At 44.5% G+C, this 23926-nt stretch carries 19 protein-coding genes; 11 read left to right on the forward strand and 8 right to left on the reverse strand.

Annotated features, from left to right (window positions below):
- Positions 1 to 3 precede the first annotated feature (3 nt).
- Both NL647_RS05055 and NL647_RS05060 read right to left on the reverse strand, forming a co-directional pair.
- Complete coding sequence (locus NL647_RS05055) at positions 4 to 2667, reverse strand: nitrate reductase (protein WP_253649748.1); 2664 nt, start codon at positions 2665 to 2667, stop codon at positions 4 to 6.
- A gap of 289 nt (positions 2668 to 2956) precedes the next feature.
- On the reverse strand, positions 2957 to 3391 hold the full coding sequence (locus tag NL647_RS05060; RefSeq protein ID WP_253649749.1) for a GNAT family N-acetyltransferase: 435 nt from the start codon (positions 3389 to 3391) through the stop codon (positions 2957 to 2959).
- 454 nt (positions 3392 to 3845) lie between these two features.
- Between NL647_RS05060 and NL647_RS05065 the strand changes: the two genes are divergently transcribed.
- The 6 genes from NL647_RS05065 (at position 3846) to NL647_RS05090 (ending at position 12921) form a co-directional block, all read left to right on the forward strand.
- Complete coding sequence (locus tag NL647_RS05065) at positions 3846 to 6062, forward strand: EAL domain-containing protein (protein WP_253649750.1); 2217 nt, start codon at positions 3846 to 3848, stop codon at positions 6060 to 6062.
- A 220-nt stretch (positions 6063 to 6282) separates the two neighbouring features.
- Positions 6283 to 7539 (forward strand): aromatic amino acid transport family protein, encoded by a 1257-nt coding sequence (locus tag NL647_RS05070; protein WP_009696312.1) that lies wholly within the window; start codon positions 6283 to 6285, stop codon positions 7537 to 7539.
- A 768-nt stretch (positions 7540 to 8307) separates the two neighbouring features.
- Complete coding sequence (locus NL647_RS05075) at positions 8308 to 10083, forward strand: tetratricopeptide repeat-containing diguanylate cyclase (protein ID WP_253649751.1); 1776 nt, start codon at positions 8308 to 8310, stop codon at positions 10081 to 10083.
- 9 nt (positions 10084 to 10092) lie between these two features.
- A complete protein-coding gene (locus tag NL647_RS05080) occupies positions 10093 to 10428 on the forward strand; it encodes a hypothetical protein (protein WP_005450107.1) in 336 nt (111 codons plus the stop codon).
- A gap of 255 nt (positions 10429 to 10683) precedes the next feature.
- Positions 10684 to 12462 (forward strand): S8 family peptidase, encoded by a 1779-nt coding sequence (locus NL647_RS05085; protein ID WP_101905270.1) that lies wholly within the window; start codon positions 10684 to 10686, stop codon positions 12460 to 12462.
- 12 nt (positions 12463 to 12474) lie between these two features.
- Positions 12475 to 12921: a hypothetical protein gene (locus tag NL647_RS05090; protein ID WP_005450111.1), complete on the forward strand. Its 447-nt coding sequence runs from the start codon at positions 12475 to 12477 to the stop codon at positions 12919 to 12921.
- Positions 12922 to 13063: 142 nt separating this feature from the next.
- Here NL647_RS05090 and NL647_RS05095 read toward each other — a convergent pair whose 3' ends face one another.
- The 4 genes from NL647_RS05095 to NL647_RS05110 all read right to left on the reverse strand — a co-directional run bounded on the left by NL647_RS05095 (position 13064) and on the right by NL647_RS05110 (position 17486).
- Positions 13064 to 14353, reverse strand: coding sequence for an alkaline phosphatase (locus NL647_RS05095; RefSeq protein ID WP_253649752.1), 1290 nt, complete (start codon positions 14351 to 14353; stop codon positions 13064 to 13066).
- A gap of 160 nt (positions 14354 to 14513) precedes the next feature.
- Positions 14514 to 15443 carry an SRPBCC family protein gene (locus tag NL647_RS05100; protein WP_253649753.1) on the reverse strand — a complete coding sequence of 310 codons (930 nt, stop codon included), beginning with the start codon at positions 15441 to 15443 and terminating at the stop codon, positions 14514 to 14516.
- 161 nt (positions 15444 to 15604) lie between these two features.
- Positions 15605 to 16846 (reverse strand): HAMP domain-containing sensor histidine kinase, encoded by a 1242-nt coding sequence (locus tag NL647_RS05105; RefSeq protein WP_050908249.1) that lies wholly within the window; start codon positions 16844 to 16846, stop codon positions 15605 to 15607.
- Positions 16818 to 17486, reverse strand: coding sequence for a response regulator transcription factor (locus tag NL647_RS05110; RefSeq protein WP_005450120.1), 669 nt, complete (start codon positions 17484 to 17486; stop codon positions 16818 to 16820). Before NL647_RS05110 ends, NL647_RS05105 begins: the two co-directional genes overlap by 29 nt.
- Positions 17487 to 17574: 88 nt before the next feature.
- On the opposite strand from NL647_RS05110, the gene NL647_RS05115 reads away from it, so the two are divergent.
- The 3 genes from NL647_RS05115 to NL647_RS05125 all read left to right on the forward strand — a co-directional run bounded on the left by NL647_RS05115 (position 17575) and on the right by NL647_RS05125 (position 19672).
- Positions 17575 to 18798, forward strand: coding sequence for a DUF5666 domain-containing protein (locus NL647_RS05115; protein ID WP_101960714.1), 1224 nt, complete (start codon positions 17575 to 17577; stop codon positions 18796 to 18798).
- A 124-nt stretch (positions 18799 to 18922) separates the two neighbouring features.
- A complete protein-coding gene (locus NL647_RS05120; RefSeq protein WP_253649754.1) occupies positions 18923 to 19258 on the forward strand; it encodes a hypothetical protein in 336 nt (111 codons plus the stop codon).
- A gap of 117 nt (positions 19259 to 19375) precedes the next feature.
- Positions 19376 to 19672, forward strand: coding sequence for a hypothetical protein (locus tag NL647_RS05125; protein ID WP_253649755.1), 297 nt, complete (start codon positions 19376 to 19378; stop codon positions 19670 to 19672).
- Positions 19673 to 19769: 97 nt separating this feature from the next.
- Here NL647_RS05125 and NL647_RS05130 read toward each other — a convergent pair whose 3' ends face one another.
- Positions 19770 to 20810 (reverse strand): Preprotein translocase subunit SecY, encoded by a 1041-nt coding sequence (locus NL647_RS05130; RefSeq protein WP_253649756.1) that lies wholly within the window; start codon positions 20808 to 20810, stop codon positions 19770 to 19772.
- A gap of 407 nt (positions 20811 to 21217) precedes the next feature.
- Between NL647_RS05130 and NL647_RS05135 the strand changes: the two genes are divergently transcribed.
- Complete coding sequence (locus tag NL647_RS05135) at positions 21218 to 21679, forward strand: hypothetical protein (protein WP_253649757.1); 462 nt, start codon at positions 21218 to 21220, stop codon at positions 21677 to 21679.
- Between the two features lie 92 nt (positions 21680 to 21771).
- Entirely contained in the window at positions 21772 to 22248 is a 477-nt protein-coding gene (locus NL647_RS05140) for a copper chaperone PCu(A)C (RefSeq protein WP_253649758.1), read from the forward strand.
- A 259-nt stretch (positions 22249 to 22507) separates the two neighbouring features.
- Here the strand turns inward: NL647_RS05140 and yegD are convergent, their stop codons facing one another.
- Positions 22508 to 23860 carry a molecular chaperone gene (gene yegD / locus NL647_RS05145; RefSeq protein WP_253649759.1) on the reverse strand — a complete coding sequence of 451 codons (1353 nt, stop codon included), beginning with the start codon at positions 23858 to 23860 and terminating at the stop codon, positions 22508 to 22510.
- Positions 23861 to 23926: the final 66 nt, after the last annotated feature.

Raw genomic sequence — 23926 nt, forward strand, 5'->3', positions numbered from 1 at the left:
GACTTACTTTATTTGAATAGCCAGACTTTGCTGGTTCGCTTGCTGCTTGCCCTTTTGATGCTGATGGCTGTCGACCATTTGTTTGATTTGAGAGACGCACGAGCCACAGTTAGTACCGCATTTGAGTTTGTTTTGAAGTTGGGTCACTGACGTGCAGTCTTGTTTCTCCATCGCGTCATGTATTTGTTTATCGGTGACGCGAAAACAACTACAGACCAGTTTGGCACTGCTTTGCGATTGAGTGATGGTAAGCAGTTGCGATAGCTCCATAGGTTTGCCAATCAAGCCGGTAAAGTTGGTGTAGTCGGTTTGAATTGGTTCACTAGACACCACTAAAACAGAGCGAATGATACGAACGTCTCCAACAAAGTCGTAATCCACCGCTAGCCAACCCTGGGCAATATCTATCGTAATCCTGCGGCTCTTTTCCGTTCGACAAAAACTCTGCTTCTTTGGTCTTTTATCGTGTGCAAAGCGCCAGATGCCCAGATTACTTTCTGCTTGAAATGCGCTGTAGAGAAACTTGCCGGAATCAAACTGTGTACCGATGAACATACCGTAGGTTTTTACTGCTGTGTCTTGCACTTCAACATAAGACGACTTAAACGCAGGCTGCCCAGAAATAGGGTCTTTCGCGCTGTTTACTATTGCGTTAACACCGCTTTCACCGCCATATCGACCCGCCCAGTGCATTGACATAAACAGCTCCTGAAAACCTAACCCCTCGTCAATGGCAACTTTGGCATAAATACTGGTGTTTGAATTGGGCTGGAACAGCTTGGTGAGTTGTCCTGCTTTTAAGCGATTTTGAGTAGCAGAGAGTGTGTTCATGTACACGGTTGGTTCTAGCTCAGAGGCAGCAAGGTGTGCGATATGCCCTGTGCGCGTCATGGTATGCCATTGATCGCGTTGCCTACCCGTGTTGAGCCACCAGCCTTTTGTTCTCTCTAAGCGTTGAGGCAATTCGCTGGTCACGACAAAACGCGCTTTTCCATCTGGGTGTGAATAGACGCCATCAGAAAAAGGACGCTCTCCTCCCCATTGTATCGGCACCCACTCTTCGTATTCTTGCTCGGTTAAGTTCGCGTGTTGAGAAAGATCTAGCTTCAATGGCGAATCTGCATTCATGCCTGTCATCGCCGCATACTCCCTGAATACCGCGTGTTCTGAGGTAAATGCAAAACCATTTTGTGTCTTTTCCAATGCACACAGAGCTTGTCCGACTTGGCTTATCGCCCACCAATCTGATTTTGCTTCACCCGGAGGCATTTGAAACTGGCGTTGCCTAGAAAGTCGACGCTCAGAGTTAGTTACCATACCTTGTTTCTCACCCCAACCAGCGGCGGGCAGCAACAGGTCTGCGTGATGCGCTACATCCGAATCCGCTGTGATATCGGAAACAACCACAAACGGACAAATCTGTAGTGCACGTTTTACCAATTGGTTATCTGGCAAAGAGACAACGGGATTGGTTGCCATGATCCAAAGAACTTTAATCTCACCACGTTCTACCGCCTCAAACAGCTCAACGGCTTTTAAACCGGGCTGAGTGGCAATTTCTGGTGAATCCCAAAACGCCTGCACTTGCTTGATAGACTCTGCGTCAAAAGCACGATGAACAGCTAATTGATTTGCCAATCCACCGACTTCTCGCCCGCCCATCGCATTCGGCTGACCTGTAATAGAAAATGGTCCGCAACCTGACTTGGCAATTTTACCTGACGCCAAATGTGCATTAATAATGGCATTGCCTTTATCGACACCATTTTCGGCTTGGTTAACCCCTTGGCAAAACAGCGTGATTGCGGTTGGGCTTTGCGCAAACCATTGGAAGAATGTCGTGAGTTTTTCTTCTGAAATGCCAATGGAAGACGTTAGATTAGTGACATCGTAACGCAAATCAGAAACTTCTTCTGCAAGCGCCTCAAACCCGTCGGTATAGGAGTTTATGTATTGAGAATCAATGTATTGCTGCTCGATAAGAAACTTGAGCAGCCCATTGAAGAGTGACACATCACCATCGTTTTTAATCGGTAGATGCAAATCCGCTTGCTGCGCGGTGACCGTTTCACGAGGGTCAATCACCACCAATTTTAAATTTTGGTTCTTCTCTCTCGCTTGTTGGATTCGGCGGAACAACACAGGATGTGTCCATGCGGTATTGGCACCGCATATGATCAATAGTTCGGTATTATCAATGTCATCGTAATTGACGGGAACGACATCTTCACCAAATGCTCGTACATGAGCCGCAACCGCCGAAGACATACACAAACGCGAGTTAGTATCAATATTCGCGCTGCCGACGTAACCTTTCATCAATTTGTTGGCGATATAGTAGTCCTCTGTCAGCAACTGACCAGAAACGTACATTGCCACGGAATCAGGTCCAAACTCCGCCTTTGCTTGGTGGATCTTTTCTGCAATCAGATCTGTCGCCTGCTGCCACTGTACTTCCTTACCCTGGGGTCGCTCCTGACTTACAAATTTCGGATACAACAACCGTGACGGCATATTTAAACTTTCTGCCAATGCCACACCCTTTACGCACAATGAACCCGCATTTGCCGGATGACACGCATCCCCAACAATTCCTTTAGCATTAACCTCAACACCACATCCAACACCACAATAGGGACAAGTGGTTTTCTTGCATCCTTGCGACATTAAGCCCCCTGATTTTTGCTTCCAATGGCGAGCTAAAAGCGAAAAAAAACCTCTCCCGAAACGAGAGAGGCTGCATTGCCTATAAAAGCTCAAAAAAGTAATACCCTATCCGCTTAACCGCCTGCTAAGGGAAAGCGGCGCATCGAGTTAACGATGAACACAATCTAATTTGCAATCCCAATGCCAACTATTAATACCATTCATTTTCAATAACTTATAAAGATCCGTTTTCTCTTTATATTTGGTTGTGCACTGATTAGGTGCGGATTTGTTTCACAGAAGTGCAGCACTAGCGAGCGAGTTGCATCACCAAGCGCGATTCTTGATCGCCAAAATAGTTATCCTCTTCCGCGACCACAACAAAGCCAAGCGATGAGTACAGTCTGAAGGCAGGTATATTGTCAGGATCAACGGTTAGCTTCACTACTGAGCCTGTTTCAACTTTACTTAGCACCTTATCCACTAGCAAACGCGCAACCCCCTTGCCTCTGTGTGTTGCATCTACCGCTAATGACAGAATCCATTGCGTGTTTTGTTCATCACTTGTCGCCATCAGCACATAACCAGCTATTTGCCCTTCTTCTTTGGCCACCAACAAACCTTGAGACCAACAATCAAATGCTTGTCGAAAGAAAAATTGAGGGTAAGCGTGATGACCAAATAACTTGTGCTCCAGTGTATATAGAGCTGCTAAATCATTTTTATCTGCTGAGGTGATCTGCATTGGCAATGTTTCCTTATAAAACTCTCCGAGTGAATATAGTTGCAAAGCGCGATAAAACCTAACGATTTCATGCAGTTCACATTGATATACCCAAGTGACTTCAAGATGCAGGGTTCAGAGCGTTATCATCAAGTTGGGTGACGCAGAACTCAACTCAATGACATGCTCCCGAAGGGCGAGTCTCCTTGGGTATACTTCCTTTTGCTTTGGTCAGACCAATTCTTGATGATGAGCGCCAGTTTTAACTAATGGAACGTCATACCAGTTTTTATTTGATTGTTGGTCGTTTTTTGTTGAATAATCGCCGCTCTTATATACAAAAATAATAATAACGAGACGAAAGCAGTCGTCCTTATTGAGCAATCAGGCTCATTAGCAAGCGAGTGATTACGAAAATGTACCGCTAGCGTGTACGTCAGCGCTTCAATTAAGTTGTCATAATTAGAGTTGAATAATGTCGATGTCTGGATTCGAGCAAATCAACCCTTTGCTCGATTATAAAAATAAAAAGTGGTGGCAGTCTTTAGGCATTCAAACCCTAATTTTTTGCGCGATACAAGTCAGTTATAGCCTGTCTAATTTCTATGTTATCTCGCAAGATCGTGTCCATGTACTCTCTTTCACAGCCGCTTTTGTCGTTGCTGTGACCTTAAGATACAGTTGGCGAGTATTGCCGACCATTGTCGCGAGCCTGCTATTTTACTATACCGTTTTCTCCCAGCGTCCTTGGGAGATGGCGCTATTATTTGCCTTCTTTTTGCCCACCCTGCCATTACTATTTTGCCAACTTTATCGCGCTGCATTGAAGCGTGTACTGGCTTACAACTTCACACTAAAGTTAGGTTACTTCGCCATTTTAATCGGCATTCTTTACCCAATAGCGAACACCGCACTTTTGCTTCTGATCAGTGCACTTCTTGGAGGAGCGCCAGATTTTTCTTTTGAGTTTATCGCCTATTCAGTTTTGAGCGCGATTTTAACGCAAATGGTACTGACCCCTTTATTAAGCCTAGGACTGAGCTACGTGCTCGATGGTGATAATGCGCCCTATTTAAAGCTCGACCGCGCCATGATGGACGCCCATTCCAGCCCTTTGCATTTCAGACTATGGCTGATGATTTGTGCGCTTTTCCTTGTGGCGGCTATATCAACGACTAACCCACTAACACTCAACACCTTGAGTTTAATTTTGCTTTGTCTGGTAGGCATGGCGTTAGGCAAGTTTGGCTTGGTACGACCAATGTTGGTAGGCGCCGCCACTTTATTGATTTGTATCGAAAGCATCATAAAACGCTTCAACGCGGATATTCTCTCTAGAGAGCAAGTTTACGCCATGCTTTTGGTGTTGTTTGTTCTCACCATGCTTACGTTTATGCTTGGCGCTCACACGATTAAAAACTACGTCACCACACGCAATGCCATTCGTAAAGAGCGTATCGACAGCTTCACGGGGTTGTACAATCTCGCGCAACTTAAAGACGATGTCGCAAAGCACACGAATGCTACTTTGATTTACATAGACCTTGAGCCTACGTTGTCGAAGCTAAGTGGTCTAGGTCATCATGGTAGAGCGCAATTAATGAAACAGCTCAGTCAATATCTCGCATCAAATACTGAGCACTTGCAGCGCGCCTACCTGCCTCCTTTTGCGAGTGGTTTACTCTGCATCGCGCCCCGCTTACCAAACATGGAAAAAGAGCTCGATACTCTGATTAGCCTACTAGATAGCTTCTATTTTTACTTCGACGACAAAGCTATTAGTCTCGTAAAACGAACGATTCAGTGCGCTTCAATCTTTGGCAATAGTAACCTTGATCCACTTATCTCTAAACTGTGTGAGCAACAAGCTCATCAGCAAAGCTGTGTGAGTTGGGTAACCCACAACCACCAGCAATCTAACACACTCAATCAACTCAGCTTTATCCAACAGTGCTTTCGTGAGAATCAGTTTGAGCTCTATTGTCAGCCGTATCGCGCCCTGACGCTAACACCTCAAGCCGCGCATTTCGAAATCCTTCTGAGGTTAAAGCCAAACCAAGGTGAGCTCATGTCACCTGCTGAGTTCTTCCCGTTGATCAATGAGTTTGGACTCGAATTAGAATTAGATCAGTGGGTTATTGAACACACGTTCAGCGCACTAAAGGCGCAAGTGGAAGATTGGAACCTTGTTGGACGCTGTGCCATCAACTTGACCGCTAAGGCACTCAATTATGAAGGGATGGCGGAAGACATACAGGCAGAAGCTAGGTTGCATCATATACCAATGGATAAACTGTGCTTTGAGATAACCGAGTCGGATGCGCTGCGCAATGAACCCATCGCTATTCACAATCTCGATCTTCTTCGCGCATCGGGGTCGACCATCGCATTGGACGACTTTGGTACCGGATACGCCAGTTTTGACTATTTACGTCGCCTCCCACTGGATGTGCTCAAAGTTGATGGCTCTTTTGTAAAAAATATCGTTGATAGTGAAAACGACCGAATTATCGTTCAAGCCATCAGCCAAGTTGCCACCAGCATGAAATTAGTAACCGTTGCCGAATTTGTGGAGTCACAAGCACATATTGACACCCTAGAGTCGCTAAATATTCAGTTTGCTCAAGGGTTTGGTGTTGCTAAGCCACTTCCCTTACATGACTACCTTACAAAGTTATCGAACAAAGCTTAACCACAACATCTAAAACCAAAAAATCGTTAAATTTCACGATATAGTTTCAGTATTAATATGTAAAATTGAAACTATATATCGCTTTTTGCAAATTTTCATGGTTCGATAATTTACACCACTGCCTTTTCACCAGCATGATTCACCACTCCACCAATGTGATAACAATCACTAAAACATATAACATCCGCGCGATTATTATTTTTATAAAGGCGAGTTTTAAGTGAAAGAATCTCGAGAAACGTTAAATTTTAGTGAATTAAACACAACAAATAATTGGACAAAACATGATACTCACTGGGTATTAAGCTTGTTTGGTACTGCCGTGGGTGCAGGCATTCTATTTCTTCCTATTAATCTAGGCATCGGTGGTTTCTGGCCCTTGGTTGTTATGGCGATCCTCGCTTATCCAATGACTTACTTAGCGCACCGAGGTCTTGCTCGCTTTGTGCTGTCATCCAAAATCAAAAATGCAGACTTTACAGATGTTGTAGAAGAGCACTTCGGAGCGAAAGCTGGTCGTTCGATTTCGCTGCTGTATTTTCTTTCTATCTTCCCGATTCTACTTATCTATGGCGTAGGTATTACCAACACCGTTGACAGCTTTATGGTCAACCAAGCGGGTATGGAGCCACTGCCACGTGCCCTACTATCTGGCGTATTAGTATTCAGTTTGATTGCTATCATGATGGCGGGTGAAAAAGTGATGCTACGTGCGTTCGCTATCATGGTTTACCCGTTGGTTGCGATTCTGGCGTTTCTTTCATTTTATCTAATGCCAAACTGGAGCATGCCAGTGATGGATGCACCAGAAATGTCATCTTTCGCAAGCACAATGTGGCTGGCGATTCCAGTCGTCATCTTCTCATTTAGCCACGCTGCGGCGATCTCAAGTTTTGCGAATGTACAACGCCGACACTATGAAGAAGGTGCCGATGTAAAATCAGAGCTGATCTTGCGCCGCACAAGCATTATGCTGATCGCATTTGTGCTGCTTTTTGTCTTCTCATGCGTGCTTGCTCTTTCCCCGGAGCAATTGGCAGAAGCAAAAGCACAAAACGTATCGGTATTGTCTTACTTAGCTAACGCAACAGAAAACCCATTCATTGCAACTTTGGGGCCACTTGTCGCCTTCGTTGCCATTACTTCTTCATTCCTTGGTCACTTCCTTGGCGCGCGCGAAAGCCTGAATGGTTTGATCACTAAGCATTCTGATATGCCAAAACGACGTGTTGATCACATCAGTGTAGTCGTACTGTTTGTGTCTATTTGGATTGCAGCAATCATGAACCCAAGTATACTAGGCATGATGGAAGCTCTATCAGGTCCAGTCATTGCCATGATCTTATTTATTATGCCGATGTTAGCGGTATATAAAGTGAAAGGGCTGCAGAAGTATCGTGGGAAAGCATCTACATACTTTGTACTAATGACAGGTATTGTTGCAGTAAGTGCGTTGGTTTTTAGCTTGTTGAGTTAAGAAAAGAGATTTAGGCGAGATTTTCAGGGGAATACCTTATTTTTTATTAAGGTAATTCCCTGAATTTTGCTATGGTTTTCTTATCAGTGATGATTCGTTACTGTCTCATTGAATGAGAGTGAAAACACCTGCGATCATCAGTACTGAAGCAATACAAGTACGACCGATAATACCGAAGCGAGAAGGTTGAATCATTTCGTTGTGCATAGGCAATCTCCTTTTTGATGGGAACAGCCAGTTTTTCATGGCTTAATAACACTATGTCTAAAAACGCCTTTTTCCACAAGACATAGCAATATTAAATATTTATGACAACGAGATGAAATTTTAGAGATCAACCGTTTTTTTAAGGCAGATCCCTCTCTTTGTTTGCTAACTCACTCTCCTCTTTTAAGCTTCTAACAACTTAAGTTCGTTTGTATCTGGTTAGGGTTCATCAGCCGACTCTCTCCTTTCTCCAAAGTCCTTCGTTTTTTTAAATTCCCGTAATGTCAACCCTCTACAAACATTGATCTGATAAAGGTTTTACAAGCATAGATAGACTGTCTAAATCTATGGGTAATCACTCAGAATAAGTGATAGACTTCACATGTGTTTCAATTATAAGAGTCAGCTCTTATCACCAAACTAATGCTTTGCCCGCTTAAAACGTTACGAACTATTTTTCCGATTGTCCTAAGTACACTTTGTCTGTCTTCTAGCTTTGCCTCTGAACAACCAAACAAAGAGAGTTACCTAAGGCACCATATCGCTAAAGACGATTATCCGATGCTTGAGTTCTACTTTGACTCCATCGGCAAACCGCGATCAATTAAATCCAGTGAACTTTCACTACCTAAAGACGCCTCACCAGAATCCCAAGCTCTGTATTATTTTGCTCGTATTTATCTTGAGCGTTATGAAGGTGTTCCTCTACCTAAAATCCCAAACCTAGTCGAATTCGGTACCATTCATAATTTGCAGTGGGTTATTGCCGAGGCAAAACTGAATCAAGCAGTAGAATTGGTGGAGGCAGATGAAGTCTGGCAAGGTGAACTTCTTCTTCATGACGTTATTAATATCTCTCGAAAAATTGGCTATAACTCCCTTCAGGGACGCGCCTACCGTTGGTTGGGAAATGCCGAAGTTCAACGCTCTCAGGTCCAAACAAGTCTAAAGCACTATCTAACTGCTTATGACTTGTTGGAAAATTCAGAGTTCGAAATTCAAATCGCGATGACGCTCAACAACATTGCCTCTCTGTATATGGAATTATCAGATTGGGATCGTGCAAAGACTTATCTAGACCAAGCATTAAAAGGCTATTTAAACAGCCAAGAGAAGTACGACAATAGCCTTTTCTTAGCCATTATGTACGCAAACTTGAGTGTCATTAACTTTGGGATGGAAAAGTACGAGGAATCTGAGCGTTACTTCGAAGAAGCAGCCAAACTATCAATGGCGACAGGGTCAGTTAGAATTAAGCATAACTCGGTATCTAACCTATCCCAGCTACTCAGCACGCTTGGGAAAATGGAAGAATCCTATCAGTTGGCGCAAGCTTGTTTAGATTTACCCAATCCACAAAACCTAAAAGGCATGAAAGCAGCATGCTATGAAGCATTTTCAGAAGCTTATCTTCAAGATGGTAAGTTCGAGCAAGCGATAAAGAGTGCAAATCTCGCCCTAGAAGGGTTAAGTGAAACAGCAAGTGCAGAGACCAAACAAAAAATGGATCTGTATTTAGTTCTTATCCGAGCAAACCAACAGCTTAAGCATTTCGAAGAAGCATTCAACGCATTAGAGCTTCTCCGCAATCTAGAAAAGAGCTTTGAAAATCATATTCATGGCGACGAGATGATTAATATCAAACTCGATTTGGAAGCGAAACTGGCACAAAAAGAACTGACTCTTTTAGAGGCTAAAAATGCTTTGCAAGCTTCTGAACTGGAGTCACAGCGTTATCGCGAAATCTTCTACTTCTTTGTTGTCGCCGTCATTGGTTTTTGGTTGTTCCGTTATATCAGGCAGATGAACCGAATCAATCAAGTACTTGCACAAGAGAACACAACGGACCCATTAACTAAGGTACACAATCGCCGCTTCTTACCGAACTGGCTCGATAATATGGCGCGCAGAAGCCCAAGTCGTCGATTTGCTCTCGCGATCATCGATATTGATTACTTTAAAGTGTTCAACGACCAATATGGTCATGATTTGGGCGACAAAATGTTGATGCATGTTGCACGAATACTCGATGAAGCGACACGTTCTGGCGACTTGCTGGTTCGCTGGGGCGGTGAAGAGTTTGTGCTTCTCTTCGAAATTAGCCATGCCGACGACTGTGCAAAAACATTGGACCGTTTGAGACTTGCGGTTGAAAACAACAACCTAGAGGTTGACTCTGACTCCATGGGCGCGACAATCTCTCTTGGCGCGGTTAATGAATTAAGCGCGCAAACTATCAAACAAGAGTGGGATAAGTGGTTTTTCGCTGCTGACCAAGCTCTGTATGATGCAAAGCAAGCTGGTCGTAACCAGTACAAGATTCACTCGACGTCATAGAGCAGAACAATGAAGAAAACATGGATTTTTGCTGCGATTGCGCCTTTGTTTTTAGCAGCATGCAGCAACCAACAAGCTGCACAACTTGGGATGAGAAGCAGCAGCGTCAACGTATACGCTCAACAGATGAGTAACATGCAGTTGTGTGAGACCTTGTATTACAATCGCGCTTCAAACCAAACACGTGTTGCGATTGGTGCTGAGTTCAACCGTCGAGGTTTGAACAAGCGTTGGTGTGACCAACAATATAAGCAACTCTACATTGAGAAAGTGGTTGACGGTCTGTTGTCCCGTAAAGAGAAAGCCCCTACAGAACCTGAGGCAACCATACAACCTGCCATATAAATCACCCCATTCCATAAAAAGCAGGAAATTACACTAATATTCCTGCTTTTCAAACACGCTATATTTTCACCAAATATCTAGAATCTTACGTACCTTCAAGTGGTTAACACTAAGATACTGTCGTGCGTCGAAAAACAAAAGTAAATAAGATGTAAACAGTTTTCGTCTCCATTTTTAACCGCTAGCTTTGTTTAGACCTGTTTAAAGGAGTACCGAACAGGAAGAAAAATTCCAAACAAAGACATGAGGTCACAAATGGAAACACGCATTAATCGCCTATTCGCTGCGATGCTAGCAGTAGGCATTTCACCTGCCGTCTCGGCATACGATCCGCTCTATTCTGAGCAATGGCACCTAAACAACACCGGACAAACTGCGTTTGCAGCGAACCCTGCTGTTGCCGGTAACGACCTAAACACAACACTCACTCAAGCAATGGGCATTGCTGGTGTTGGCGTTAAGGTTGCGGTCATTGATTCAGGCGTACAGATCGATCACCCAGATCTTGCAGGTAACGTAGTCACAGGTAGCCGAAACTTCATCGAAGACTCTCCTTTCCCATCAGATTATCCGGTAGACGCAAATGGTCACGGTACCGCGGTTGCCGGTTTGATCAGTGCCGTTGGTAACAATGGCGAAGGGGTTCGCGGTGTCGCTTCTCGCTCTTCTCTAATGGGCTTTAACTGGCTCGCAAACCAAACTCTTGAAGGTTGGTTGATTTCTCACGGTGCAGATGCGTCAACAAGCGATGTTCGTGTATTCAACCAAAGCTACGGCTTTAGTCCTCTTTCCCCAATTGCTTTCGATGAAAACGATCCACAGTTCAAATTGGAAGTGGATGTGATGAAAGACGTCAGCGAGAATAACGCTTGGGGTCGCGGAGCCGTGTTCGTAAAATCAGCAGGTAACGGCTATCGTTACTTCAATACGGGTCGATTCTTTGTATTACCGGGTGACTTCTTTGCTGGCGGTGGCAACAAAGGGCTACCTATGCACAACGCAGTGCAGTCTTATGACAACTCAAATTACTACAACTTAGTAACCAGCGCTTTGCGTGCTGATGGTACCCGCGCAAGTTACTCTTCAGTGGGTTCAAACGTTTGGGTTGCAGCGCCTGCTGGTGAATACGGTCAAGATTTCCCAGCAATGGTCACCACCGACTTGATGGGTTGTGAACAAGGTCAAAACACCAGTGCTGATCTTGGTATTAACGGTCTCCATGGTGGTACAGAGCAAGATCCAAACTGTAACTACACCAGCACAATGAATGGCACCTCATCTGCAGCGCCAAACACTTCAGGTGCCATTGCTGCCATCATGTCAACTAACCACGCACTGACTGCTCGTGACGTTCGTGCGTTACTTGCAGAAACAGCAAGTGTGACAGACGAAGATCACCCAGGAGTGCCACTTGAGTTCGTTAATAATCAAGGCGAAGTTGTTAGCTATGAAGCGATTTCTCCATGGCAGACGAACGCAGCTGGCGTTAATTTCCATACGTTCTATGGCTTTGGTGCTGTAAACCTAGACGAAGCAATGAAACGTGCACGCATGACAAACAATGTTCTGCCAGCACAAATCATTACGCCTTGGGCAAGCAACTCGACAGAAGTCAGTGTTCCAGACGCAAGTCTAGCGGGCGGCTCATCAGCCATCGCTGTTACTGATGACATTACGGTTGAATCGGTTCAAGTGAAGCTAACACTGGACCATTCACGTCTACCAGATTTAGCAATCGAGCTGATCTCTCCATCAGGCACTCGCTCTGTTCTACAAACGCCTCGCAACGGTCTGGTTGGACAATCACTGGATCCAAGCATTGCGGGTTACGAGAACCAATTGATGCTTTCGAACCACTTCTATGGTGAAAACGCGAAAGGTGAATGGACGCTACGTGCTATCGATACTAATGGTGATGAAGTGTTCTCATTCATTGCATATTTCAATTCTTCAGCTATCTATGATGTACCGATGGCGAACAATGCTAAGCCAGGCGTTATCAAGAACTGGTCTATGCGTATCTTTGGTCACTAAGGAGTCATTCACATGAAATTTATGACATTTTCGATTTTGGCTCTATCAACGTTGGCAACTGCCGTACAAGCAGAGCAACAATTAGCGGAGCAACCAACACCAGACTTGTTCATCGCGTCTGATGCAGTAGAAATTAACGGTCAAGATTACCGTAAACTGTCTGTCGACAACCTTTCAGAAGCCGCTGAATTGCATGCAGGTGACGAGGTGTTTAAGAATGCATTTAGCAATGTATCAAAAGCAACCGGCCTTATCTTTGTCACGGTAAAAAATCCAGCAGACGCTAAAGCAGTAGCAAAAGAACTCAAACTTGAAGTTGTTTTCGCTCAGGGCGAATCAGCGGTATTCAAAGCCTCTGAAGGACAAGACCTTTTGGGCATCAGTGACTATCTGAATGCTGACAGTCGCGTAAAAGCGTCTAAAATTGAATTAAACAGCGGTAAATACCGTGCACAATAATTCTCTAGCAAGAGAAGTTGGCTTTTAATCAAAAATACCTCAGCAATCGCTGAGGTATTTTTTTAAGAAATGAAGAAACACGTAAAACTAACGACTTTACAACAAGTTCGCTCCCGAGAAGCTATCAATCGACACCCATTCATTATTGAATAAAGTTGATTAGTTTCTTAGCGATTTCCGTATTGTTTTGCGAACCAATAAACTGCTCAGAGCCTTTACCATAAGCGAAGACCTGAACATCGACTGCGGTATGTCCTTTCGTCGTCCAGCCGGTATAACTCTTCTTATTGATAATATCCTTCACTTCTTTGTAAAGCGCTTTAGCTGGCTCTTCACTCAACTTCGCGTATGCTAGTTGTCGGCTTTGATCTTTAGTTAATGCCCAATCTACGGACTCATTCCACGTCGCGATCATATCGTGAGATTTGGCCAAAGACATCGCCAACGGCCACGCTGTAGTATGAACGCCCTTAATAGCTTCTGTATCCCATAAATACTGACCATTAGCGCCGAGGGTTAAACCACCCGTGGAGTGGTCCGCCGTAACGACTAAAAGCGTATCTGGGTGAGCATCAACATAAGCTTTTGCCAGCTCAATTGATTTTGCAAAGTCATCCATTTCTGCCATCGCACATGCAATATCATTCGCATGACCACACCAATCTATTTGACTGCCTTCAATCATGACGAAAAAGCCGTTATCTTGGCGTTGAAGTAAGGATAACGCCTTGTTGGTCATCACTTGCAATCGAGTTGGGTTTTCATCCAATGCGAACGGAAATGCTTTATCTGCAAACAAGCCAAGAGCAGGCAAGGTTTGCAACGCCGGAAGTTGTTTGAAGTCCGTAATATACTGATACCCTTGCTCTTTAAACTCTTCAACTAAGTTACGATCATCTCGTTCGAAATAACGGACACCACCTCCGAGTAACAAGTCGACTGGCAATTGATCATCCACTTTATTGTCGACGTAATCATTGGCGATTTCATCATAGTTTCGGCGTGATTCGTTATGTGCGGCAAAACTCGCAGGGGTAGCGTGATTGATCTGCGAGGTTGCGACAAGCCCCGTCGTCATACCCTGCTCTTTTGCCATCTCTAACATTGTCTTAATTGGCTTCTTCTCAGTATCAACCGCAATCGCTCCATTGTAGCTTTTGACCCCTGTACTCAATGCCGTTGCACTCGCAGCGCTGTCAGTGACATAAGTAGCATCGTCTGGATAGGTTTTCGCCATACCGACTAAAATTGAGTCAAATACTGTTGGTTCTATTTCTTCTGTACTTGGATCATCGTGGTAGTAACGATATGCAGTCGTAAAAGCAGGTCCCATGCCATCACCAATCATGTAGATGATGTTTTTAGGGGCTTCATCCGCATAAGAAGTAGACGCAAATAAGCAGGCAGTAATTAGGGAATATTTAAGTTTCATATCTCATCCATGACATAATGCGATGGTGCTATTTATCCAAGTAACTGAGAGGTACTTGAGCATCGCACTCATCAACTTGGTTATCGTTCTAATTGATTAATCAATATTATCATGCAGTTGGATTGAAACATGGTGTTTCTTCATACTTTTACAACGCACATCATTTCTTGAAGACAATTACCTCGGTCAACAAATCTGCTTTCTCAGTCTCATTAGGGTTGTTCATATAGCGTTCGATCCCTAACGGCTTGGTTTTCACTTTAATGCCATTTTGTCGCGTTAGGTTCATCACCAATGACCACGCGTTACCTAAGAACCAGTATTCGCCCTTATGTTCAACGACATAAGTATCACTGGCGGGGATAGTTCCAGCAACAAACTCGCCAGTCGCCACGACTCCTGCTTGTACTGGCAAGCACGTGATAAACTCAAAATAACCACGCTTCATGTCCATCGAAAGGTAGTAGCAAAACAACTCTCCAGTAACGGGGAGGTTTTCTTTTTCTGCCATTTCAAACAAGCGTTCGACATGCTGCTGCATAATAGGACCAATCTCTGAAATAGTTCCTGCCCCAGCCAAGCCAATGTAGCTGACTTCGTTTTGTTTCCGGGAACCGAGGTCTTTAAGTTGAGATAAGACTTGCCCGGTTTCCAACTGGCTTTTTAGCATACGTAAACCGCGATCATAATCCATTTCAATCATGGACTTAAACATCCCCTTAAGGAAGAATAAAAACCAAGGTACACGGGATTGCATCATCCATTCTACTGCACACCCCTTCTGTGACGGCGTCACAACCAATGTCACTTTCGCCTGACTTTTAAATGGTCGAAAGAAGTGTAACTCCATATCAAGGCGATGCTCTTGTGTACTTTCCAGTACCACTGCCCCTGTACCTATACGTTTACCATTCCATTGATATCCTGAGCCAACTTTTCCTTGTTCTTCGCTGTACGTAAGTTCGCAATTCGGTTCCAAAATTATCCATGGTGACCATTCGGGCCAATGGGTAAAATTTTTCAGATAATCGATGATTTCACTTTGCGTCTTTTCGATTTCGATACTTCGGCTGACCTGATAAGAGAGCATAACCATTCCTTGGGTTTCATTTTTACTCTTATGAGTCTAATTCAAATCGAGATTTTTTCTTGTTTCACTGGCAGTTAGGAACAAAAAAGCCAGAGTCGAGGCTCTGGCTTTACAACTAACCGTTTATGAGTGTGTTACCGGAATTTAATAATCTGATGACTTTACGATCGAAAATCAACCGTAGCGGTAAACCTTACGCCATCATCATCCAGTTCAAATGGCCAACTCATGCGCTCACAAATACGTTCGACAATAACTAAGCCACAACCATAACCTGCATTGTAGGTTTCATTACCATCGTGTCGATTAACAATAGTAAGTTGCGTGCCTATCAACACGATTTCAATATCGCCAATACTGTAGCTAAACGCGTTTTTGATCAGGTTATTAATTACAATCGTCACAAAACTCTCTGGGGCATGAACGAGCCCACTCTCATTTTCGCTCAGGTTGTATTCTGCTCCCTGTTTAGCAAATAGAGGTGCAAGCTCAGTTAACTGCTGTTTTAAGCATGTGGTTAACGCATGATCGGCATAGTGTTGCGGCTCTACCTTCTCTTTACCCAATAGTAAGAAGGCTTCCGTTAACACTCTCATTTCCTCACAAGCCGATTGCATACGTGTGATAGCTTTGTGAGCAATGGGCGGTTGATCCGGTACGCGAGCCAAAATGTCTGTTGAGCCTTTAATAACCATAATGGGCGTGCGCAGTTCGTGAGAAGCAAAGCGACTAAACTCTTGCTCACGACGAAAATACCCTGCGATTTCATTTTTACTATCTAACAGAGTCTGTTCAATATGACGAGTCTCGCTGAATTTGGTATCCACATCGAAACCCGGTTGGTCAGGTGGCATTCGCCCTATTTTGTCTTCAATCTTGGCAAGTGGACGCGACAAAATGCGCACCATATAGACACCGTAGCCAACCATGATCAAAGAAAACAATCCACCTAAAAAGAATGTGAATTGGTGCAGCGAGCTTTCGTATTCATCCAAGTAGTCATCCGAGTCATCTTGAAAGACAATGTACATCAAGCCTTTACCAGACGGGTGATCAAACACGACAAAATGCTTATCCTCCTCGCCTAAAAGGTATTCATAGAAACCGGGAAACTTGAAAGACAACAGCCACTCTGGTGTTGGTGCTTCACTCCAATAAGAATCAAATTCTAGAACGTTAGGAAGCGGCGCATCCCACCCCATGTTTTGGAAGTTCTCTTGGTACAGCTCTACCTCTGTATCCAACCAGTGGTGTAAGCTCAGTACTTCGAGTTTGTTCTCCGCTACATAAATTAACGACCAAAATAAGGTAAACATCGCAAAGGTCATTAAACCAAATCCCCAGCGGATCTTGCGATAAATACTTGGGTATTCTTTATGCTTTGAGTCGGTAACCTTGTCCATGAATCGTCTCTAGTCTGGAATCATCAAAACCCTTGTCGAGCGCCGTTCTTAAACCATAGATATGGCTTCTCAATGCATCGCTGCCAGGAGGCTCATCACCCCATACATTATCAATTACTTCGGTACGAGACACCGCTGCAGGCGCGCGCTTTAAAAGCAGCTTTAGAATTTTAGTTTGAATGCGGCTGAGTTTGATGTGTTTACCATTGCGAGTCACTTCATCGGTTCTCACATCTAAGCTTATGTCTGCAAACTTTAACGTGCCAATATCTTGCCTTGGACCTCGATTGGCTAATGCATGTACTCTCAAGCTAAGTTCTTGCATGGCAAATGGCTTCATCAAATAGTCATCACCACCAGCATTGAATGCCGCGACTTTATCATCGAGAGTATCTTTGGCGGTCAAGAACAAAATTGGGGTACCACAAAGTTGCTCACGACGGAGTTTCTCGACTGTACTGATGCCATCAAGTTTTGGCATCATGATGTCCATAATGATGACATCATAATGATTTTCTTGAATTAAATTTAGCGCAGCCTCTCCATGGTAAGCGCAATCTATCGTCATTCCTTCGAGCTCTAGATAATCCGCAATAGTTTCTGAAACATTGTGATTATCATCGACAATTAATATTTTCATAGGCTCACGTTTCTTCACGAACACTTCACGATAAGCGCCATAAGATACAACCAAATTCATAAATAAGCTTTCAAAATAGGTCGATATCATGAAAAAATTAGCGCTTGTAGCGGCAGTGGGTTTGGCATTATCAGGTTGTGGTGGGTCTGGAGGTAGCGATAACTCTACAACTCAACCTGTAGCGAAACCAAGTGCGGCTATCGGTACCGTAGAGTCTGTAAGTAGTGAAAACAGTTCAATCACAGTAAATGGCTACACTTACCGCGTATCAGAAGTTATGTATGGTGGTAAACAAACCAACCTTGCTTCGGTGAAGCCTAACATGATGGTTCAAGTTGGTTCTGGTCAGGAAAAATCGTCTAGTGCACCCGTTGTTGTAACACTAGAACCAACCATGACTGGTCACATTAAGATCATCGACAAAAACGCGGGCAAGTTCACCATCAATGGTTTTGAACTTGTCTATCCAGAACTCATTAACTCTGATATTGACAGTGGTGACTGGGTAATGGTGTCTTCTCTACCTGCGGCGAACAACCAATACAAAGTACTTTCAGTCGTAAAATTTGAAACCAGCTTGTCTGATCAAGATGAAGTTGAAGGTCGAATTTCAAGCATTGACCTTAATAAGAAAGAATTCAAACTTGGTGCAAATGTGACTGTCGCTTATGACCGCATTGCGGATCTACAAGTGGGTCAATGGGTGGAAGCAGAAGGCTCTTTCAATGGCAACGTTTTTCATGCCTCGTTAGTTGAAGTTGAAAGCTACAACCAACTACAAGGAGAAAATGATGTTGAAGGCATCGTCACTTGGGTAAACCAAGACCAGAGCGCCTTCGAGCTTAACTACCGCGGAACATTTATCATTGATGGCAAAACTTGCTTTCAAAATGATGATGACGCACCTTGTAACCCAGCGTTGATCGCCAATCTAGCCGTCGGCTCTGAAGTTGAAGTGACTTCTGTCATGGGAACATTGAACACCCCGGTTGCAACTCATGTCGAGTTTGAAAAGCCAGACTGGGCAGATGATAACGAAGAAGATTGGAACGTTAATGAGTTCGAATGTTCTGGCTGGGTAGCAAACCACAAAATTAATGGCGTGGACACCGCAACTTTCGACATCGATCATTGTTGGAATGATTTAAACCAAACTATCGATAACTCTAGCGTGGTCGTAAATAGCAAAACAATGTTTGAAGATGGTCTGTCATTTTCAAACATCGCAAATAAACATGTAGAAGTGGAAGGTACTATCATCAACAACACAAATGTTGCACTTGAGATTGAGCCTTGGGAATCTGACGACTAAGTCGAAATAAGTACAACAAACACAACTAAGAAGCACCGCCTTTGTGGTGCTTCTTCCCTCTCTCGTATCGTCTTTTCTTTTCAATTTTTACAACAGATACGTATGACCAAATGAGGGATTAATAATGCGTAAAATGACACTACCTCTAATTATGCTTTTCGGTGCTTGTATTTCAGCAAGCAGTTTCGCGGCAACAAACAACGATAATACATCAGAGCGATTAGAGTCTTTTGAGTGCACAGGCTTAGTAAACAGTTACGACGCAAACTCCCGAACTTTCGTGCTTGCTTGCCAAAACGATCATGGGCCAGAATTCCAAACCAAAACGGTGGTGATTGATACCAATACCCAGCTCGATGGCGTACAAGAAGCGCAATTAGATGGTGCAAAGATCGAAGTCGATGGCGTAGTAATTAACGCTCAAAATATCGCAAGAGAAATTGAACTCGCGAACGACTAAAGTTCCGAAATTACAACAGAAACTCGCAAGTGTCGCTTCGGCGGCACTTTTCTTTTCCTGCAAACTCACATCACTCAGTTACACTTAATTCATGTTTACACGAAGACGGTAACTGTAATGAACAAACGTAACCTTGCCCTACTTCTTCTCCTATTCGGCGCAACCTCTGCGCACGCAGGTGTTTTGGACCCAGACTGTGATGCAGAAAAAGCAGCCAAAGCAACAGCCACTAAAGCGGTTGTGGGTGTCGGTGGACGATGCACACCAAAAGAAGCCTTAAAAGACAGCACGGTGGAAGCCGGTAAAGACGCACTACCCGAGGAAGGACTTGCAGGTAAGGCCGTCGACGCTGCAATGCCAGAGAAAGAGAAGAAACCTATTAAAAACACAACCAAGAAGATCATCACTGATTAATCGTCAGCCTGAAGTGAGTCGATTGGTGAAATATCGGTTTAGAGTAAATGAAAAGAGCGTCCATCTAGACGCTCCTTTGTTTTTTCGTTCGCGATGCTTAAGCCACTTCCGCTTGACCAATCCAGTGGTAATGGTGGTTGGCTTTCTTACCGACTAAACCAAGTTTAGCTAGTTCTTCAAACACTTTGTCGACCTCTTCTGCCGAGAGCCTAAACTGCTTCGCCACCGCTTTTTTGGTGCAAGTAATTTGGTGATCTTTTAATGCGTCACTCACCTGCTCTAATAACGTTTTTGACTCTTCTGGTTCAAGCTCTTGTTGCGCTTCAGGCTCGGCTTCCTCTTTGATATGAGGCAAGTATCCCGCTGGCTCTGGGTCAATATCTCGGATGTTTGCTAACGTTATCCCGTCGTTACGACGGAAGAAATGGCGGAAGCGATTCTCTTCACCAATCAAACCCACAAAGAAAGCAGCAAAGAAATCCAACAAGATAGATAAGAACACCACCAAGCCCAGCTGCGCTTGAGAAGAGGTCGTTCCAAATGCTTTCGCTAAGCTGTCGATCAAACCAATCACCGAACCTTGCGCCACTGGCGGTAAGCTATCACGCTCTGTTGCTAAACGTTGTTGCTCTTCACGTAGCTTCTTGTTCTGCTCTTGAATGCGCGTTACGCCAGTTGCGATACGCTCCATCTCGATGTACTTTTGCGCCGCCATGTTGTTCAGTTCAATCTGCTTATCGATTGACGCAATCTGACGGTTGTAGGCTTCCACTTTCGCTTGTTCTACAGAGATATGACTTTGGGCGCTGTTGGTCGCACTGTTGATGCCACCGATACTACCGCCGATAGAGATAGCGGCAAGCACCAGATAGAACACTAACGCCGTGAGGGCTCCGGTGTAGTTTCTGTGTGCACGACGCTCACCGTATTCATACCAAGCGTAAAACTTACCCGCTTCAAAGATGATCGCCAGACCGCCAAATAGCGCCTGCATCATTGGGTTTTCGTCAATCGACAAAAACAGTAAAAGAGAAAAAATAGTCGATGCTAAAATCGCAGCGCCAGTAAACGCGTACACGCTCACCATAGCAAATCGACCTTTAGGATATCGATATCCGATCTGTTGTTCGTATTTCATTGGAGAAATTTCTTAAGATTCCGCAGCCCTTATATGACGGGCGCTTCAAGCAACTACAAAGGTGCGGAGAATACCGTATCCTTTATTAAATTACTGTCATAATTCCGTTAATGGAAAACAAGTGAGGAATAGATAATCAGTTTGAATTGAATCAGTGCGATTCTAGCACGCAAAATCACCAACTCAATTTGCGACATTCAGCGCACCAATAGGTTTGAAAGCTTTCCGAACGATAAATCTTTGCGATATGTGTTCTCAGAATAAAAAACCGCAAAACAAATAAAACACACTCACATCACCTTTTTATAAACTCGCGATTACAATTTGATGTTCGTTTGTTACTATCCTGCGCCGAAACATAGTCTTACAGCCAATTGGCGTATCTCCGCTTCATAATAAAAAGTCGTATGGACACACTCAGAACACAGCATGGAAAGAAAGCGATAAGCGCAGTCATGATCATCATTGCTGTGCTGTTTCAGCTGTACCTAACGTCGACTGCGGCACTGAACCCTACGCAAATCCACAGCGAAAATTGGCTAAACCAAGTTCAAGATGAAAAGGTGTTGCTGTGTACCGCTGATGGCTTTAAATGGGTGGATATTAACGAACTGATTGAAGCCAACGCACTGCCCAATTCTGAATTTGTTCAAGATCTTAATCTGCACGATGGCTTTCAGTTTGAATGTCCATTATTGCAAGCGGCGCAATTCTTTATCGCTATCGCGTTCGGTCTGTATCTGACCACGCTCTCTTGGTTAAGACGCACCAAGCACGTTTTCGCTCCCTATCATTTCGCAGCTTGCGGAAGAACAGTTTACAAATACGTTGCGCCCAAGCAATCTCCGCCTTGTGTTTTCCACACCTAAATACTCAACGAAGTAGTCGGTAAATAAACATAACGTATTAATCCTATCGAAGAACCGATAGAGAACAGCCAGATTTAAAAAGGAAAACACAAATGATCAAACTGATGAAAACCACAGCCATCGCTCTTGTCGCTTTATTGGCAAGCCCACTCAGCCTTGCTCACGAATACGAAGCAGGCAAGATTCACATCGATCATCCTTGGAGCCGTGAAGCGCCACCAAATGCCCCTGTGATTGGCGGTTTCTTTCAGTTAAGCAACCTAGGTGACGCTGATGACGCGCTGATTGCGGCTTCAACACCGATTGCTGACCGTGTGGAGATTCATACTCACACAAAAGAAGACGGCATGATGAAGATGATTAAGATTGATGAAGTCGTGGTAGAGCCTCAGCAGAAAGTGGAATTCAAGCCAGGCAGCTTCCATCTCATGATCTTCAACCCAACCCAAGCGCTAAAAGAAGGCGACCGTTTCCCTGTGACTTTGACGTTCAAAAAAGCAGGTAAAGTGGAAGTCGAAATGGCGGTTGAGAAGAAAGACCACATGGAAAAGCACACGCACCACCATTAATCGCTTAAACGAAAAGAGCCCGCTACTTCAGCGGGCTCTTTTGCTTTTGGTACCTATGATTCTAGTCGTGTGCACCTTTGGTTGTACTGATGTGCACTTTAGAGATTCCCTACTCGCTCGTTCCTCGCTCTAGGGAATGACCCTATTTAGTCTTCTGTCAAAGTTTGAGTGGCTTAGTGCAACACATCAGCCAAACTCCAGCCTCGTCATTCCGACGAGCCTAGGCGAGATCAGGAATCTAATAACAGCTAACTCAGTCTTACTTAAAACAAACCTCTGCCCAGCGCGCTAGACCAGCAGTGACCGAACCAAAGTAGTTGCCACTCACCACTGGAATGTTTGGCAATACTGTCTGCACTGCATCACGCAAAATAGGCGAACGTGCCGAACCGCCCGTCATAAAGATCGCATCCGGTTTCACGCCCGCTTGCTCTACCGCTTCAGTAACCAAAGCTGTCATCTTATTCTTAGGTGACTCAATCGCTTCAATCATCTCGTCACGTTGAACATCCACTTCAATCAGCTCAGACAACAAGTTAATGCCCGCACGGTAAGACGCTTGGTCAGACAACGCGACTTTGGCTTCTTCTGCGCGGCGCACGATGTTGTAGCCTAGCGACTCGTGGTAAACCTCCAACAAACGAGCCAGCTTCTCAGGCTCTTGCGCTTGCTTGTGCAGCAGTTTCAATGCCGATAAGTTTTCACGTGAGTAGAAATCGCTCTGCGCTTCTACATTGTTGATCGCAATTGGATTCCAGAACTGCGTGGTTGGCATCATGATGCCCGATTCCATCTTGCTCTCCATACCGAATGGGAACATCAGTTGTTTGAACGCCAAGGCGATATCCAAATCGTTACCACCAATACGCTGACCACTGTGCGCCAGCAGACTTGCGGTACGGTCGGCTTTACCTCGCCAAGATGGTCCCATCTGAATCAAAGAACAGTCTGTCGTACCACCACCGATATCGACCACCAGAATGGTTTTATCTTCGGTTAGCGTTGCTTCGTATTCCAGACCTGCGGCTACCGGCTCAAATTGGAATTCGATGTTCTGAAAACCAGCACGTTTTGCTGCTCTTAAAAGAATGCCTTCCGCTTGAATGTTCGCCGTCTCACCGCCACGACCGTGGAAGTTGATCGGACGACCAATGACTGCATCAGTAATAATTTTCTGCGCACTGTTCTCTGCTTGCGATTTGATGTTGTCCATCATGGCGCAAACCAGATCTTCAAAGAAACTCAACTGAACATCACGCAGACCAGAAGCACCGAGGAAAGACTTTGGAGACTTCACGTAATAGATATCGCGAGGATCTTCCAAGTAGCGATTCAATGCCGCTTGACCAAACGCCATGTCTTCTGGCTCAAGTTCAATGCTTTCTTCACGATTAAGGTTGATCGCGCGACGCAAAACCTGCTCACCAACCTGATCGAAAGGTTTGATGCTGCGATGGCGGAACAAATGTTCAGACACCGATTCACGCGTTGGTGCAGCAAGGGTGGAAGGAATGTAAGGGCTATTCCCTTCAAGGTTTAAAAGTTGCGGTTCACCTTGTTCCATTTTCGCCACCGAACAGTTCGCGGTGCCGTAGTCAAAGCCGATATACATAAGTCCTCCCACTGACGAAAAAAAGGTCGGCAATCCTACCTCAACCTCAGTGGAATTACTACCGCA

It is taken from the genome of Vibrio sp. Y29_XK_CS5, from assembly GCF_024181835.1.
Taxonomy (GTDB): domain Bacteria; phylum Pseudomonadota; class Gammaproteobacteria; order Enterobacterales; family Vibrionaceae; genus Vibrio; species Vibrio harveyi.